Source organism: Bradyrhizobium dasycarpum, assembly GCF_042019905.1.
Classification (GTDB): domain Bacteria; phylum Pseudomonadota; class Alphaproteobacteria; order Rhizobiales; family Xanthobacteraceae; genus Bradyrhizobium; species Bradyrhizobium japonicum_B.
The window spans coordinates 3,231,060-3,246,044 of the sequence record NZ_CP169574.1 but is presented as its reverse complement, the minus strand read 5'-3'; the positions used below and the strand labels follow the sequence as shown (position 1 = coordinate 3,246,044).

Here is a 14,985-nt window from a genome sequence, read left to right as displayed (position 1 = left end):
CTCTGCGTATTGCCGGCGCGATTTCAGAGTTCACTAACAGAAGCGGCAGAGGCTCCGAAACATCGGAGAAATTCTGCTGCATGAGTGTTACGACCCAGCGAACTGGATGGAGCCACCTGCCGTTGCTTGCGGCGGCTTTCGTCGCGCTGACCGGCGCGGCCATCCTCGGCGTCAGCGGCTGGCGCGAATGGACCGCGCGCGATGCGGTGCTGAGGGGTGCCGAGACCGAAATGGCGAACGTCGCCCGGTCGCTGACCCAGCATGCCGAGGACAGCCTCGATCTCCTGGATTCCGGCGTAGTTGGCGTCGTCAGCCGGCTCGAGATGGACGGCACTGCGCCGGTCACGATCGCGAAGCTGCGCATCCTGTTGGAAGCGCGCAAGAAGGCCATCGAGCGCATTCACAGCCTCGCCATCATCGACGACCAGGGCAACTGGCTGACCTCGCCTGGCACGATCGGGTCAACGCTCAGCGATGATGCGTTCTTCCGCTATCATCAGCTCTCCCTGAGACGAGAGCCCTATGTCGGCCGTCCCGTAAAGAGCCTCCTGGACGGAGAATGGGTAGTCACGCTGTCGCGCCGCTTCAACAAGCCGGACGGCAGCTTCGGCGGCGTGGTGATCGCGGCCATCAGCTCAAAGTATCTTTCGCATTTCTACGAGCAGTTCGAGATCGGCCGCAACAGCTCGGTGTCGCTCACGCATGGCGACGGCCTGATGATCGCGCGCAATCCCAGCAACGACACGTTCGTCGGACGCAACGTTTCCGACACGCCGTTCTTCCGCGACGCCAACCTGCAGCGGCCGAGCGGCGCCTACCATTTCAAGTCGCCGCTGGATAATGCCGAGCGCGTCAGCTTCTTCAAGCGCAGCAGCCGTTTCCCGCTCCTCCTGATTGCCACGATCGACAAGGACGAGCTGCTGGCACCCTGGCGTGCCGCGGCAATCTCCCGCATGCTCTACGTCGTCGCGCTGGTGATGCTGATCGCAGTCATCGGCGCCGTGCTGGTACGGCAGCTGCAGCGCGGCCAGCGCATGGCCGCGGCGCTGGTCGAGAAGGAGGCGCATTTCCGCCTGCTCGCCGAAGGCTCCAGCGACATGGTGACCCGCATCGGGCTCGACGAGCACCTGCGCTATGTCTCGCCCTCGTCCGTACGCGTCGTCGGTTGGCGCCCCAATCAATTGATCGGCACGCCGGCTCTTGCGGGCATCAATCCGGAGGATCTGCCGGCGGTCCAGGCCGTCGTCGACGCCATGAAGCGCGGCGAGCGGGAGGAGGCGCGCCTCACCTACCGCAACTCGCACCGGCAAAACGGCGAAGTCTGGCTGGAATCGACCATGCGGGTGACGCGCAAGGACAATGGCCGCATCGACGGCGTGGTCGCGATCTCCCGCGACATTTCCGAGCACAAGAAGCTGGAGACCAGGCTCGAGACGTTGGCGATCGAAGACAGCCTCACCGGCCTCGCCAATCGCCGCCGTTTCGACGAGCGGCTGAAGGAGGAATGGGCGCGCGCTTATCGCGACCGCTCCAGCCTCGCTTTGCTCATGATCGATGTCGATCATTTCAAGGCCTATAACGACGAATACGGCCACCCCGCAGGCGATGCCTGCCTGCGCCTGGTCGCAAAGATCATCGCGGCCGAGACGCAGCGCGCCGGCGATCTGGCGGCGCGCTATGGCGGCGAGGAATTTGCCATGCTGCTGCCGAACACCGATGCCGTCGGCTGCGCCCAGGTCGGCGAACGGATCCGCAAGGCCATTCACGACGCCGGCCTCGTTCATGACAGCAATCAGGCCGCCGGTTGCGTCACCGCCTCGGTCGGCGGCGCGACGTGCCGGCCCGCGCTGGAGCGCACGGCGGGCGTGAGTGCGCTGGTCGAAGCGGCCGACCGCGCGCTCTATGCGGCCAAGGACGCAGGCCGCAACCGCCTGATGATGTCCGGCGAGCTCATGAACTTGATGCCCAAGGCGTCCGGCCAGTAGGCGGCTCAATAATGCGGCGGCGGCTCGTTGGCAGGCCCAGGCGCATTGGCCTCGGCGTCCTGCAGCCGCTCGCCGAGCTCTGCGATCTTTCGCGTCAACAGATCGATCTGCTTCCACTGCGCGGTGATGGTCTGGTTCAACGTCTCGATCGTGTCGTCCTGATAGGCGAGCCGCGTCTCCAGCGTGTCGATGCGCTCGCTCAGAGTCCTGATCTCATTCGTCACGCGCTGCGTCCTTATTCCGTTCGCGCAAACCGTGGCCGAGTGCGACGCGCTCGTCGAACACGAAGCATTCGCCGCGCCATCGGCTCTGCGCCTCCGGCACCTCTTCCAGATATCTGAGGATGCCGCCCTTGAGGTGATAGACCTCGGCAAAGCCGCGCGCGAGCAGATGCGCGCTGGCCTTCTCGCAGCGGATGCCGCCAGTGCAGAACATCGCGATCTTCCGATGCTTTGCCGGATCGAGCCGCTCGGCGGCGAAATCCTTGAACTGGCCGAAGCTCCTGATGCTGGGGTCGACCGCGCCCTCGAACGTTCCCATCGCCACCTCGAAGGCGTTGCGGGTGTCGAGCAGCAGCGTGTCGGGCGCGGAGATCAGCGCGTTCCATTCGCTTGCCTCGACGTAGGTGCCGACCTGACGGATCGGATCGGCAGCGGCGTCGCCAAGCGTGACGATCTCCTTCTTCAGCCGCACCTTGAGCCGCCCGAACGGCATCGTCTCGGCGGTCGAGAATTTCAATTCGAGATTGTCGAGCCTGCCGCCGAACAGGTCGCCGTGCGTCAGCTCATGCGCGAGGGCGTCGATCGCGGCCGGCGCGCCGGCGAGCGTGCCGTTGATGCCCTCCTGCGCCAGCAGCACGCTGCCCTTCAGCTTCAGGCCGGCGCAGAACGCGCGCAGGGGCTCGCGCAGCTCGCGGTAATCCGGGAGGGCGGCGAACTGGTAGAAGGCTGCGACTTTGGTGACCGAATGCGGATCAGACATGGCGGCTCGTTTAGCAGGCGCCCGCCGCTCCGAAAACCCACATCGCCGCCGGCCGCGAAGGTCCATACGTCCAGCGGATGGCAGCCATTTCGCTGGCATGCCAGCATTGCCGAGGGCTGCGGGAATGTGTCATGTAGACCCGGTTTTCCGAGATCGCGCGCCACCCGCGCCCACGGCCAAGAGAGCAAGAAATTCGATGAGAAGCTTCCATTTCCCCGGCAGGTCCACGGTTCACGCCACCAACGCGATGGTTGCGACCTCGCACCCGCAGGCCTCGCTCGCGGCGATCGAGGTGCTGCGCGAGGGCGGCACCGCGGTGGACGCGGCCGTGGCAGGCTCGGCCGTGCTCGGCGTGATCGAGCCGCAATCGACCGGCATCGGCGGCGATTGCTTCGCGCTGGTCCAGCCGCGCGGCGAGGGCAAGATCGTCGCCTATAACGGCTCCGGCCGCGCGCCGAAGGCGGCGAATGCCGACTGGTATCTTGAGCGCAAGATCAACTCCGTGCCGCTGACCTCGGCGCATGCGGTCTCGATCCCTGGCGTGGTCGATGCCTTCGCCACCGTCTTGCGCGATCACGGCAAGTTCGGCTTCGACCGGCTGCTGCAGCCCGCGATCAAGGCCGCCGAGGAGGGCTACGTTGTCGCGCCCCGCATCGCCTTCGACTGGAAGAACCAGTTCGAGAAGTTGAAGGCCGGCACCAACACCGTCCGCTACCTGTTGCCGGGCGGCAAGCCGCCGGTGGCCGGCGACGTCATCCGCCAGGCCGAGCTCGGCAAGACCCTGCGGGCGATCGCCAAGGACGGCCGCGATGCCTTCTACAAGGGCCCGATCGCGGAAGACATGGTCGAGACGCTGCGTGGGATCGGTGGCCTGCACACGCTGGACGACTTCGCCGCGCACACCACCGAGACGACAGCGCCGATCGGCACCATGTACAAGGGCTATGATTTTTGGCAGTGCCCGCCGAACGGTCCGGGCGTCACCGCGCTCCTGATGCTCAACATCCTGTCGCGCTTCGATCTGACCAAGTACGCGCCCGTCAGCGTCGAGCGTTTCCATCTCGAGGCGGAAGCCGCGCGCATCGCCTACATGAACCGCGAGATGCATGTCGCCTCTCCCGAGCACATGAAGATCAACGTCGCCGAGATGCTCGAGAAGGGCTTTGCCGACGAGTACATCAGCAAGATCCGCATGGACGGCCTGCTCGACCTGCCGAATGTCGCGCCGCCGATGAATCCCTCAACCATCTACATCACGGTGGTGGACAAGGACCGCAACGTCTGCTCGTTCATCAATTCAGTCGCGCATTCGTTCGGCTCGGCGATCGTCTCCAACAAGACCGGCGTCCTGTTCCAGAACCGCGCCGGCGGCTTCCGCATCCAGCCCGGACATCCCAACTGCATCGAAGGCGGCAAGCGCCCGCTGCACACGATCATGCCCGGCCTGCTCACCAAGGGCGGCCGTTCGACGATGTCGTTTGCCGTGATGGGCGGACAGTATCAGCCGACCGGCCAAACCCATGTCTTGACCAATATCCTCGATTACGGCTGCGACGTGCAGGAAGCGATCGACATGCCGCGCGGCCTGCACTACGAGGGCCAGTATCAGCTCGAGGACAGCGTGCCGGCCGCAATCGTCGAGGGCCTGAAGAAGCTCGGTCACAAGACCACCAGCGTGGTCGGCCCGCTCGGCGGCGCGCAGGCGATCTGGATCGATTGGGACAAGGGCACGCTCACCGGCGGTTCCGATCCGCGCAAGGACGGCTGCGCGCTGGGTTATTGATCGCAGCGCGAGTTCCTCGCGCGACATCATGAAAAGTTGACGAAAGGGCGATGCGGCATTTGCCGCATCGCCCTTTCCCGTTCGGAACGGAGCTCATTGCTTCAGGTTAAGGGGCGATGAGCGGTGCAGGCGTGCGCTGCTTGGAGAGATCAGCGGCGGAGGCGTCGATGTCCGACACACCAAGTTCCAGGCAATCAGCATTCGATCGGCGCGCCTTCATGGCCGGCGCGGCCGGCAGCGCGCTGGTCCCGATCACGGCGCGCGCGGCCACAGAGGAGGCCCGTGCCCCGGCGGCACAGGATCCGGCGCTTCCCGTCGATGTCACGCTGCGAGTCAATGGCAAGGACAAGCGCCTGCACATCGACGCGCGAACCACGGTGCTCGATGCGTTGCGCGACCATCTCAAGCTCACCGGCAGCAAGAAGGGCTGCGACCACGGCCAGTGCGGCGCCTGTACGGTTCTGGTCGACGACCGGCGGGTGGTGTCGTGCCTGACGCTCGCGCTTGCGGCAGAGGGGCAGGAGATCACGACGATCGAGGGCCTCGCCACCGACGATCGTCTGCATCCGATGCAGCAGGCCTTCATCGACAACGACGCGTTTCAGTGCGGATATTGCACGCCGGGCCAGATCATGTCCGCAATTGCCTGCGTCAAGGAGGGCCATGCCAGCAGCGAGGCTGACATCCGCGAGTATATGAGCGGAAATATCTGCCGCTGCGCCGCCTATCCCAACATCGTCGCCGCGGTGAAGCAGGCCGCGCCCGAGATCACGAAAGGCTAGGCGCATGCGACCGTTTTCGTACCAGAGGGCAACAGATCCCGATTCGGCCGTGCGGGCGCTCGGCGCCGCTGCGGCCGCGAACGATCCGCTGACCCAGGCCCGCGCGCAGCCGCTCGCCGGCGGCACCACGCTGATCGACTTGATGAAGCTCGACGTGATGCGGCCTGCCGCGATCGTCGACATCAATCCGCTCGCCCGTAGCTGGTCGGCAATCGAGACCAAGGGCGATGGCGTGCGCCTCGGCGCACTCGCGAAGATGTCGGACGTGGCCGCGCATGACGAAATCCAGCGCAGCTATCCGGTGATCGCCAATTCCCTGAAGCTCGCCGCAAGCGCCCAGCTGCGCAACATGGCGACGCTCGGCGGCAACGTGATGCAGCGAACGCGTTGCAGCTATTTCCGCGACGTGTCCTACGAAAACTGCAACAAGCGCAATCCGGGCTCGGGCTGCGCCGCCATGGACGGCGTCAACCGCATGCACGCGGTGCTCGGCGTCTCCGACCAGTGCATCGCGACCTATCCCGGCGATTTCGCGCAGGCGCTGATGGCTCTGGATGCAACTGTCGAAATCACCGGAAAATCCGGTGCCCGCAGCCTGCCGTTTGCCCAGTTGCACAAGGCGCCCGGTACCACACCCGAGATCGAGACCACGCTGCAACCGGGTGAGCTGATCTCGGCGTTCTCCATTTCCGGACGCTGGCCCCGTTCGGTCTATCTCAAGGCGCGCGACCGGCAGTCCTACGAGTTTGCGCTGTCCTCTGCGGCGGTCGCCCTCGACGTGCAGAACGGCGCGATCCGCGATGCGCGCGTCGCGCTCGGCGGTGTCGCCACCGTGCCTTGGCGGGCGCGCGAGGCGGAGGCGCTGTTGAAAGGACAGAAATTCGATGACGGCCTGGCGCAGCGTGTTGCCGATGCCGCCTTCGCGGACGCCAAGGGGCGGCGGCACAACAGCTTCAAGATCGCGCTCGGCAAGCGCGTCGTGGCACGTGCGCTCCAGCAGGCCGCAACGATGGAGATCTGATCATGAAAGCTGCTGCTCCCGAGCCGAAGGCGAACATGGGCCAGCCTGTGCCGCGCTACGACGCGGTCGTAAAGGTGACGGGACGCGCAACCTATGCGTCCGACATGCCGCTCGCCGACCCCGCCTATGCGTTCCTCGTCACCAGCGCCATCGCCAAGGGACGGATCGACAGCTTCGACCTCGATGAAGCCAGGCGTGTCCGCGGCGTGATCGATATCGTTACCCATGAGAATGCACCGAAGTTGAAGGACTCCAAGCTCTTCAGCAACGGCGGCTATGCGGGCACGACGATCCAGCCGCTGAAATCCGCCGATATCGCCCATGACGGCCAGATCATCGCGGTCGTCGTTGCCGAGACCTACGAGGCGGCGCGCGAGGCCGCCAACCGCATCAAGGTCAGCTACAGCGCGACCACGCCAAGCGCGACCTTCGACTCGCCGGGAACGACCGCTGCGGCTGCGAAGGGGCAGAATGCCCAGTTCAAGGAAGACCCGAAAGTCGGCGATTTCGCCAAGGCATTCGACGAGGCCGAGGTCAAGCTGACCGCGTCCTCGTCCTATGAGACGCCGACGCAGCATCACAACCCGATGGAGCTGTTCTCGACGAGCTGCGCCTGGATGGGCGACGAGCTCGTCATCTACGAGCCGAGCCAGTTCGTCTACGGCCTGAAGTATGGCGTGGCCGAGCAGCTCGGTATCGACGCCGACAAGGTGCGCGTGGTCAACCCCTATGTCGGCGGCGGCTTCGGCGCGCGCGGATCGATGACGCCGCGCACGGCGATCATCGCCGGCATCGCCAAGCGGCTGAACCGGCCGGTCAAGCTGGTCCCGACCCGCGACCAGGGCTTTACCATCACCACCTACCGCGCCGAGACCCGTCATGAGATCAAGCTTGGCGCGCGCCCCGACGGCAAGCTGGTCGCGCTCAGGCATGAGGGCGCCGAGGTGTCTTCGCGCCCCGACGCCTATTGCGTCGGCGGCACCAAGACGACGACGCGCCTCTATGCCTGCCCGAATGTCGACAGCCTCGTCTCGATCGTGCGAGCCGACCGCAACACGCCCGGCTTCATGCGCTCGCCGCCGGAGGTGCCGTATCTGTTCGCGCTGGAAAGCGCGATGGACGAGCTCGCGATCAAGCTGAACATGGATCCGGTCGAGCTTCGCCGTATCAACGACGCCACCAACGAGCCCATCGGCGGCAAGCCCTACACCTCGCGCTCGCTGATGGCCTGCTTCGACGAGGCTGCCAAGGCGTTCGGCTGGGCGCAGCGCTCGCCTCAGCCGAAATCGATGTCGGACGGGGACTGGCTGATCGGTTATGGCTGTGCCGCAACCTGCTATCCGGCGCAGATGGGACCGGCCGCAGCTCGCGTACGGCTGCAGCGCGACGGCCGCACCCGGGTCGAGATCGCCGGCCACGAGATCGGCACGGGCGCCTACACCGTCATTGCCCAGACTGCGGCCGAAAGGCTCGGCGTGCCGCTGGAGAAGGTCGCGGTCTTCATCGGCGACAGCGATCTGCCGCCGGCGCCCGTTGCCGGAGGCTCGAACTCCACGGCCAGCACCTGCTCGGTGGTGACGATGGTGTGCGACCAGATCCGGCAGCGCCTGTTCAAGGCGGTGATGCCGGGCCAAAGGCTGACGGACAAGGCCAGGGAGACCGTGGGCATCGGCCAGACGCCGGCCACGCAGGCCGCGAAGGGCGACCGGCCGCTGGATCTGGAGAAGGCATTCGACGCCCTCGGAGTTGGCGTGGTCGAGGAATATGGCGAGTGGAAGCCGGAAGGCGCGCCGCCGGATTCCTTCCGTGCCATGCATAGCGGGCAGGTGCGGCTCGTGGGTGGTCACCAGATGAAGGACCAGATCGCCTATGCATTCGGCGCGGAGTTCGTCGAGGTCCGCGTCAATCGCTTCACGCATGAGATCCGCTGCCCCCGCCTGGTCGGCGCCTTCGCCGCGGGCCGTATCATGAACCCGCGCACCGCGCGCAGCCAGCTGATGGGCGGACTGATCTGGGGCATGTCCTCGGCCTTGCTGGAGGCCACCGAGATCGACGAGCGCAATGCGCGCTACGTCAACGACAATCTCGCCGATTACCTCGTGCCGGTGAATGCGGACGTCGCCGACGTCGAGGTCATTCTGTTGTCCGAGCAGGATGACCGCATCAATCCCGTCGGCGTGAAAGGCGTCGGCGAGCTCGCCAATGTCGGCACCAATGCGGCGATCTGCAATGCGCTTTACCACGCCACGGGTCAGCGCATCCGCAAGCTCCCGGTCCGGCTGGAAAATATCGAGGTGTGAGGGGTGGAAACCCCACCCGCGTTGCGCTAGACACCTTCCGCCTCAAACGGAAGGTGCCTTATGCAGCGTTTCCAGCGCGCGCTCCTCACCCTGATGTCGGCGCTCGCGATCACCGTGATCGCCGGCGTGTCGCATTTCGTCTCCACCACGGCCTCGGCCCAGACCGCAGGAAAGACCATGACCACAGCTTCAGGCTTGCAGATCATCGATTCCACCGTCGGCACCGGTGCCTCGCCGCAGACCGGCCAGATCTGCGTGATGCACTATACCGGCTGGCTCTATGAGAACGGCCAAAAGGGCAAGAAATTCGACAGCTCCGTCGATCGCAAGGAGCCGTTCGAATTCCCGATCGGCAAGGGCCGCGTCATCGCCGGCTGGGACGAAGGCGTTGCCTCCATGAAGGTGGGCGGCAAGCGTACGCTGATCATCCCGCCGCAGCTCGGCTACGGCGCGCGCGGCGCCGGCGGCGTGATTCCGCCGAACGCGACATTGATGTTCGACGTCGAATTGCTCGCGGTGAAGTGACGGCGCAGCCGTCACTCCGGGGCGGCTCTAAGAGCCGAACCCGGAATCTCGAGATCCCGGGTTCGATGCTGCGCATCGCCCCGGGATGGATGACTGAGCAAGACAAACAAATGAGCAAGACAAAACAAAAAGACCGGCCTTTCGGCCGGTCTTCTCGCATTCAGATTGCCGTGCGTCACTCCGCCGCGCGCTTTGCGGCTGCCGCGGCGCGATCAACCGCATCCTTGGCCGCGTCCTTGGCATCGCCCATGGTCTGCTGGCCCTTGCCCTTGACTTCCTGGACCACGCCTTCGCCCTTCAGTCGGTCGGAACCGGTGGCTTCGCCGATGCCCTGCTTGGCCTTGCCGATCGCCTCGTTGGCGTTACCCTTGATCTTGTCGGTCGTACTGCCCATGAAACTCTCCTTTTCATTTTGCTCATAAGGCAACGTCCCGAAGCTATGAGGGTTCCAATTTTGGTATGGCTCGCAGGCGAAGCTTCGGGTTAGTTTGCCGCCCACGGAACCAACAGAAAGCAAAGTCCCATGACCGGCCATGACCACTCGCACTCCCACCATGATCACGATCATCATGATGATCGCTGGAAACATGACGGCGTGCGCGTCATTCCCGGCAACCAGCTCGATACCAACGTGCCGTCCACGGCCGGCATGGATCGTGCGGCCGCAATCAATTTCGCACGCGTCGGTGCGCAGAAATTGTGGGCGGGCACGGTCAGCATCAAGCCCGACGCCAAGACCGGCGCACATCACCACGGCCATCTCGAAAGCGTCATCTACGTCGTGAAAGGCAAGGCGCGGATGCGCTGGGGCGAGAGCCTGCAATTCACGGCGGAGGCCGGCCCCGGTGATTTCATCTTCGTTCCGCCTTACGTGCCCCATCAGGAGATCAATGCCAGCCCGGATGAGGTGCTGGAATGCGTGCTGGTGCGCAGCGACGGCGAGGCCGTGGCGATCAACCTCGACATCGAGCCGGTCGAGAAGCCCGAGACCGTGCTGTGGATCGATCCGGTGCATCGGGATCCGAACGAGAAGAAATAGCCTGAGGGTCAGCCTGCCGGCGTATGCGGCAGAACGGCGGGGAGGCCGTCGAAAAATATCCGGAAGCGCTGTCGGATGGCTGTCGGCCCATCCGTCCTTGGGCAGAACCCGCCCAAGGAGCTTCCGATGCCCAGGATGATCTTCCTCAATCTGCCCGTGACCGACCTCAAGCGTGCGACCGCCTTTTACGAGGCGATCGGGGCGACCCGGAACCCGCAATTCAGCGACGACACGGCGAGCTGCATGGTCTTTTCCGAGACCATCTACGCGATGCTGACGACCCACGATAAATTCCGTCAGTTCACGCCCAAGCCGATCGCCGACGCAAGGATCTCGAACCAGGCTCTGTTCTGCCTGTCCGCCGATACCCGCAACGAGGTCGACGATATCGTCGGCAGGGCCGAGGCCGCGGGCGGGGTGGCCGATCCCAGCCCCAAGGACGAATACAGCTTCATGTACGGCCGCAGCTTCGAGGATCCGGACGGTCATATGTGGGGTGTGAACTGGCTGGATATGGCTTCTGTCCCTCCGCAGCCCGCGATGGCGAACGCCTGATCGCCGTCTTTCCGAGCGCCAAATCCTAGAGGAGCATTCACGATGTCCAAGGTCGTACCCTGCATGTGGTTCAACGGCGATGCCGAGGAAGCCGCGAAATTCTACACCTCGCTCGTGCCGAACTCGGCCATCACGCACGTTCAGCGCAACGTCTCGGATGGTCCCTCCGGCAAGGAAGGCTCCGTGCTCGTCGTCGAGTTCACGGTGACCGGGCAGCCCCTGGTCGCGCTCAACGGCGGCATGACGATGGAGTACACCCACGCCATCTCGCTGATGATCCATTGCGACGACCAGGCCCAGGTCGACAGTGTCTGGAATGCCTTCCTCGCTCATGGCGGCAAGGAGGAGCAGTGCGGCTGGCTTAGGGATCGCTGGGGCGTGGCCTGGCAGGTGGTGCCGCAGGTGATGTTCGAATTGTTGTCGAGCCCCGACAAGGCCGCCGCCGCGCGCGCGATGCAGGCGATGATGAAGATGGTGAAGCTGGATGTCGACGCCTTGCGCCGCGCGTTCGAGGGCAAGTCGGCGGCGTAGGCAAACGCGATCCGTGTCGTAGAGTGGGCAAAGGCGCTTTTGCGCCGTGCCCACCATCTGTCTCCGGTTGAGAGAGAGCTGGTGGGCACGTTTTGCTTTCCTCACCCTACGGGACTGTGCCTGCAGCTAGTAATTGATCCTCAGCCCAACGCCGCCGTGGATCGTGTTGCCGACCGGCTGCGGGCCGAGCGTGCCGTTGGCGAAGAGATCCACGATCCAGCCTTTCTGCACGCGGAAGCCGAGGCGGCCGCCGTATTCGAACCAGCCCTGGTTGCCTATGGTCGGCACCACCGTGCCCTGGCCGGTCACGGTCGCCACGATGCCGCTGTAGACTCGCGAACGACTGCACCCAGCCGCCGTTGATGTTGGCCTCGACGTTGCTACCGAACAGATGCGTCCACTGGCCGCCGATCTTGACCAGGCTGGTGCGGTCGGTGCCATCAGCGATGGTGGCGTCGAACGGATTGAAGGCCACCGCATTGTCGCTGTAGCCGGACACGCGCTGCCAGAGCTGCCAGACCTCGATCGAGGCTGCGACTTCGTCGCGCGGCGACACGCGGCTGATCCACCCGGCGCGGCCGTAGACCGCGTAGTTCGAGGCGTTGGTCGAGCTCGTCACGCTCACCGGGCCGAGGCTGGTGTCGTAGCTGCGGGTGTAGCGCGCTTTCTCCCATGGCGTCAGGATCGTTCCGACGTCGAAGAACGGACGCGAGGAGCCCCAGTCGGTGAAGTCGTAGCGTAGCGCGAAGGCGCCGATCGGTGCGCTGGTGATCTTGTAGCCGCCCTCATTGTAGTGCGTGTAGGCGATGCCGGCGAGCAGCGACAGGTTGTTGGTGAGCTCCTTGCGGCCGTGGATGCCGGCCGAGAACGAGCCGGCCGAGCCGAATGCGCTGATGCAATCGCCGCAATTGACCTGCTCGTTGACGCCGAGCAGCACCGTGCCGAGCACCCGGTTGGTGATCATCTGGTTGAAGCGCTGATTGGCGAGACCGCCGATCGAATTGCCGCTGGAATCGGCGCCGGTCGGTCCCGACGGCGGAGGATACGGGCTCGGCGATGGCGACGGAGCCGGGCTCGGTGAAGGCGACGGGGAGGGGGTCGGCGTTGGTGACGGATAAGGCGAGGGAGAATAGGTCGGGGACGGAGTGGGATTGGGCTCGCACTCGGACCCGCACTCCGAGGCCTGTGCAGCCGCCGGTTGGGCATCGAACGTGACGAGCGCAAACGCTGCTGCTGCGGTCAGCGCAGCGGCAAGGATGAGGCGCCGGATGGTGAATTTCGCCATGGTCAGCGCCCGCACAGCATGCCGTCGTCGTGGACGGCGGGCGTGATGGTCGGCGAGGCGCCGGCATATTGGTTCACCGCGCACAGCCCGGCACTCGCAGCGCAGTTGGCGGCGAAGGTCCAGGGCGGCGTGCTGGACTTGGTGATGCTGACCTTGCCGCCGGTCGATGTGATGATCGCGGTGTCGCCGGGCTGGGTGAGCTGCACGCACTGGAAATTCGTCGTGCAGACGCTGGCTGCGCCGTCCTGAAGCACGACGACGGAGCGTCCGCGCTGCGAGAGGATGTCGAGCGTGGTGCCGCGCACGCCGATGGTCGCAAGCGGCGTCGTGATCTTGTAGGCGGACTTATCGGAATGTCCGGTGACGAAACGGAATGCGCCGGTGGTCATGCGGATCGCGACGTCGCGATAGCTGCGCTCGTCGTTGAAGACGGTGCGGTCGAGCTTCAGCGTGGCGCTGGGGCCGAGCGACAGATTGGTGCTGTCGGCCATCACGAAGCGCGCCGCGCTATCGGCGCCGGTGCGCACGGTCTCATCGCGCAGCATGCTGTCGCCGACATTGATCGGCGTGGTGGTCGCAGCGACGCGCACCACCTCGTTCTGGATCACGACGGCTTCGCCGACGCGCGTCTGCGCCAGCGCGCAAGGACCTGCGCACAAGGCGGCCGACAACAGGGTGGAGAAAAAGCCAGAAACGCAAATTCATTTCGCAACCGATCGATATGTCCCTGATCGTACCGGATCGCGCTTGCTTGTGTTGTGGCGGAATTATCACAAGCGGCGCGGGACGTGCGTCATGCTTAGTGACAGTTGCGGCAGAATGCGTTCAATGAAAAACGAAGCTTCCATTTTTGTCCGCGGTGACGCAAATTTGCCACGCAAAACAGCCCCACAGCAGCCGCTTCAATCGCCCGCGGTTCCAAAGATGTCGCGGAGCGCAGTCATTGCTGTCGCGATTTTCCTGGTCGCGCATCTCGCGCTGCTGATTGGATTGACGACGCCGGAAAAATTCGTCTTCGACGAGGTGCATTACGTGCCGGCGGCGCGGCAGATGCTGGCACCGGCGATGTCGCAGCCGATGCTCAATCCGATGCATCCGCCGCTGGCCAAGGAGCTGATCGCGGCCTCGATCGCGGTTTTCGGCGACAACGCGCTTGGCTGGCGCTATCCCGCGACATTGTTCGGCGCATTGGCGATCGTCGCGATCTATCTGTGCGGCCTCGCGCTGTTCGCGGCGCAAGGCCCTGCGATCGCCGCGGCGCTGATCGCGGGGCTGAACCAGATGCTGTACGTGCAGGCGCGCATCGCGATGCTCGACATCTTTGCGCTCGGCTTCGGTTTGCTCGCGACGGCCGCCTTCATGCATGGATTTCGACGAGAGCGGCCGCAGGCGCTGTTCGCGCTCGCGGGCAGCCTGTTCGGCCTCGCTGCTGCCTGCAAATGGAGCGGCCTGTTTCCGCTCGGCGTCTGCATCGTCATCGTAGCCGTGATCCGCCTGATGCAGGGCTGGCGCACGCTGTTCGCCGACGCCAAGCCGGACGACTGGTATCAGCAGGACCTTTGGCCCGGCCTCCGGCTGGATCATGCCGCGTTGTGTTTCGCGATCTTGCCGGGTGTGGCCTACCTTGCCGCTTTCGTTCCGCTCTACGGGATGTCGGTGCCGGAGCTGATCGAGGCGCAGCGGCGGATCTTCGCCGACAACACCACGACCGCGATTGCCGGGCATACCTACATGAGTTCATGGCCGTCGTGGCCGCTGCTCGCGCGGCCGGTCTGGTTCCTGTTCGACAAGATCGTGGACGACAACGTCTCCGCGATCGTCTTCCTCGGCAATCCGCTGGTTCTGTGGCCGGCTTTGCTCGCGCTCGTCGTCGTGCTGCGCGATTTCGTCGTCGAGCGCCGCTGGGATGCGTTCCTGATCGCGGCGTTCTATGTCGGTCCCTGGCTTGCCTGGGCGTTGCTGCCGCGCACGCTGGGCTTCATCTACTACTATCTGCCGACCGCGACGGCGGCCTCGCTCGCCCTGGTCTATGTGCTGCGCCGGGACAGCCTGCCGCGCTGGCTGCTGTGGGCCTATGTCGGCATTGCGGCGATCGGTTTTGCGGTCATGCTGCCGATCTCGGCGGCCTTTATCGGCACCTCGATGCGGAGCTTCAACCGGCTGATGCTGTTCCAGAGCTGGATATGACATCGCCGCCC

General features: G+C 65.0%; 14 protein-coding genes and 1 pseudogene. 10 read left to right on the top strand and 5 right to left on the bottom strand.

The genetic code is table 11. From position 1 onward, the window contains the following. The first annotated feature begins 80 nt into the window (after nucleotides 1-80). Nucleotides 81-1,985, top strand: a complete 1,905-nt coding sequence (locus tag ACETMP_RS15715) for a diguanylate cyclase (protein WP_375161629.1) — start codon at nucleotides 81-83, stop codon at nucleotides 1,983-1,985. A gap of 5 nt (nucleotides 1,986-1,990) precedes the next feature. Here the strand turns inward: ACETMP_RS15715 and ACETMP_RS15710 are convergent, their stop codons facing one another. Further along, on the bottom strand, nucleotides 1,991-2,209 hold the full coding sequence (locus ACETMP_RS15710; RefSeq protein ID WP_257176205.1) for a SlyX family protein: 219 nt from the start codon (nucleotides 2,207-2,209) through the stop codon (nucleotides 1,991-1,993). Beyond that, complete coding sequence (locus ACETMP_RS15705; RefSeq protein ID WP_375161628.1) at nucleotides 2,199-2,966, bottom strand: rhodanese-related sulfurtransferase; 768 nt, start codon at nucleotides 2,964-2,966, stop codon at nucleotides 2,199-2,201. Before ACETMP_RS15705 ends, ACETMP_RS15710 begins: the two co-directional genes overlap by 11 nt. A 196-nt stretch (nucleotides 2,967-3,162) precedes the next feature. On the opposite strand from ACETMP_RS15705, the gene ggt reads away from it, so the two are divergent. The 5 genes from ggt to ACETMP_RS15680 all read left to right on the top strand — a co-directional run bounded on the left by ggt (nucleotide 3,163) and on the right by ACETMP_RS15680 (nucleotide 9,377). Further along, a complete protein-coding gene (gene ggt / locus ACETMP_RS15700; RefSeq protein ID WP_375161627.1) occupies nucleotides 3,163-4,749 on the top strand; it encodes a gamma-glutamyltransferase in 1,587 nt (528 codons plus the stop codon). Nucleotides 4,750-4,916: 167 nt separating this feature from the next. Continuing rightward, complete coding sequence (locus ACETMP_RS15695; RefSeq protein ID WP_375161626.1) at nucleotides 4,917-5,531, top strand: (2Fe-2S)-binding protein; 615 nt, start codon at nucleotides 4,917-4,919, stop codon at nucleotides 5,529-5,531. Between the two features lie 4 nt (nucleotides 5,532-5,535). After that, nucleotides 5,536-6,552: an FAD binding domain-containing protein gene (locus ACETMP_RS15690; protein WP_375161625.1), complete on the top strand. Its 1,017-nt coding sequence runs from the start codon at nucleotides 5,536-5,538 to the stop codon at nucleotides 6,550-6,552. A 2-nt stretch (nucleotides 6,553-6,554) separates the two neighbouring features. Beyond that, nucleotides 6,555-8,852: a xanthine dehydrogenase family protein molybdopterin-binding subunit gene (locus ACETMP_RS15685; protein WP_375161624.1), complete on the top strand. Its 2,298-nt coding sequence runs from the start codon at nucleotides 6,555-6,557 to the stop codon at nucleotides 8,850-8,852. Nucleotides 8,853-8,912: 60 nt separating this feature from the next. Then, nucleotides 8,913-9,377 carry an FKBP-type peptidyl-prolyl cis-trans isomerase gene (locus ACETMP_RS15680; protein WP_375161623.1) on the top strand — a complete coding sequence of 155 codons (465 nt, stop codon included), beginning with the start codon at nucleotides 8,913-8,915 and terminating at the stop codon, nucleotides 9,375-9,377. 175 nt (nucleotides 9,378-9,552) lie between these two features. Here the strand turns inward: ACETMP_RS15680 and ACETMP_RS15675 are convergent, their stop codons facing one another. Next, nucleotides 9,553-9,771 (bottom strand): CsbD family protein, encoded by a 219-nt coding sequence (locus ACETMP_RS15675; RefSeq protein WP_375161622.1) that lies wholly within the window; start codon nucleotides 9,769-9,771, stop codon nucleotides 9,553-9,555. A gap of 129 nt (nucleotides 9,772-9,900) precedes the next feature. Here ACETMP_RS15675 and ACETMP_RS15670 point away from each other — a divergent pair, with 129 nt between their 5' ends. The 3 genes from ACETMP_RS15670 to ACETMP_RS15660 all read left to right on the top strand — a co-directional run bounded on the left by ACETMP_RS15670 (nucleotide 9,901) and on the right by ACETMP_RS15660 (nucleotide 11,502). Then, on the top strand, nucleotides 9,901-10,416 hold the full coding sequence (locus tag ACETMP_RS15670) for a cupin domain-containing protein (protein ID WP_028134790.1): 516 nt from the start codon (nucleotides 9,901-9,903) through the stop codon (nucleotides 10,414-10,416). A gap of 126 nt (nucleotides 10,417-10,542) precedes the next feature. Beyond that, nucleotides 10,543-10,971 carry a VOC family protein gene (locus ACETMP_RS15665; protein WP_375161621.1) on the top strand — a complete coding sequence of 143 codons (429 nt, stop codon included), beginning with the start codon at nucleotides 10,543-10,545 and terminating at the stop codon, nucleotides 10,969-10,971. A gap of 42 nt (nucleotides 10,972-11,013) precedes the next feature. Next, nucleotides 11,014-11,502 carry a VOC family protein gene (locus tag ACETMP_RS15660; protein WP_375161620.1) on the top strand — a complete coding sequence of 163 codons (489 nt, stop codon included), beginning with the start codon at nucleotides 11,014-11,016 and terminating at the stop codon, nucleotides 11,500-11,502. Nucleotides 11,503-11,628: 126 nt separating this feature from the next. Here ACETMP_RS15660 and ACETMP_RS15655 read toward each other — a convergent pair. Then, nucleotides 11,629-12,787: pseudogene (locus ACETMP_RS15655) on the bottom strand (hypothetical protein). A 2-nt stretch (nucleotides 12,788-12,789) separates the two neighbouring features. Further along, nucleotides 12,790-13,395: a FecR domain-containing protein gene (locus ACETMP_RS15650; protein ID WP_375161619.1), complete on the bottom strand. Its 606-nt coding sequence runs from the start codon at nucleotides 13,393-13,395 to the stop codon at nucleotides 12,790-12,792. 148 nt (nucleotides 13,396-13,543) lie between these two features. On the opposite strand from ACETMP_RS15650, the gene ACETMP_RS15645 reads away from it, so the two are divergent. Beyond that, on the top strand, nucleotides 13,544-14,974 hold the full coding sequence (locus ACETMP_RS15645) for a phospholipid carrier-dependent glycosyltransferase (RefSeq protein WP_375161918.1): 1,431 nt from the start codon (nucleotides 13,544-13,546) through the stop codon (nucleotides 14,972-14,974). Nucleotides 14,975-14,985: the final 11 nt, after the last annotated feature.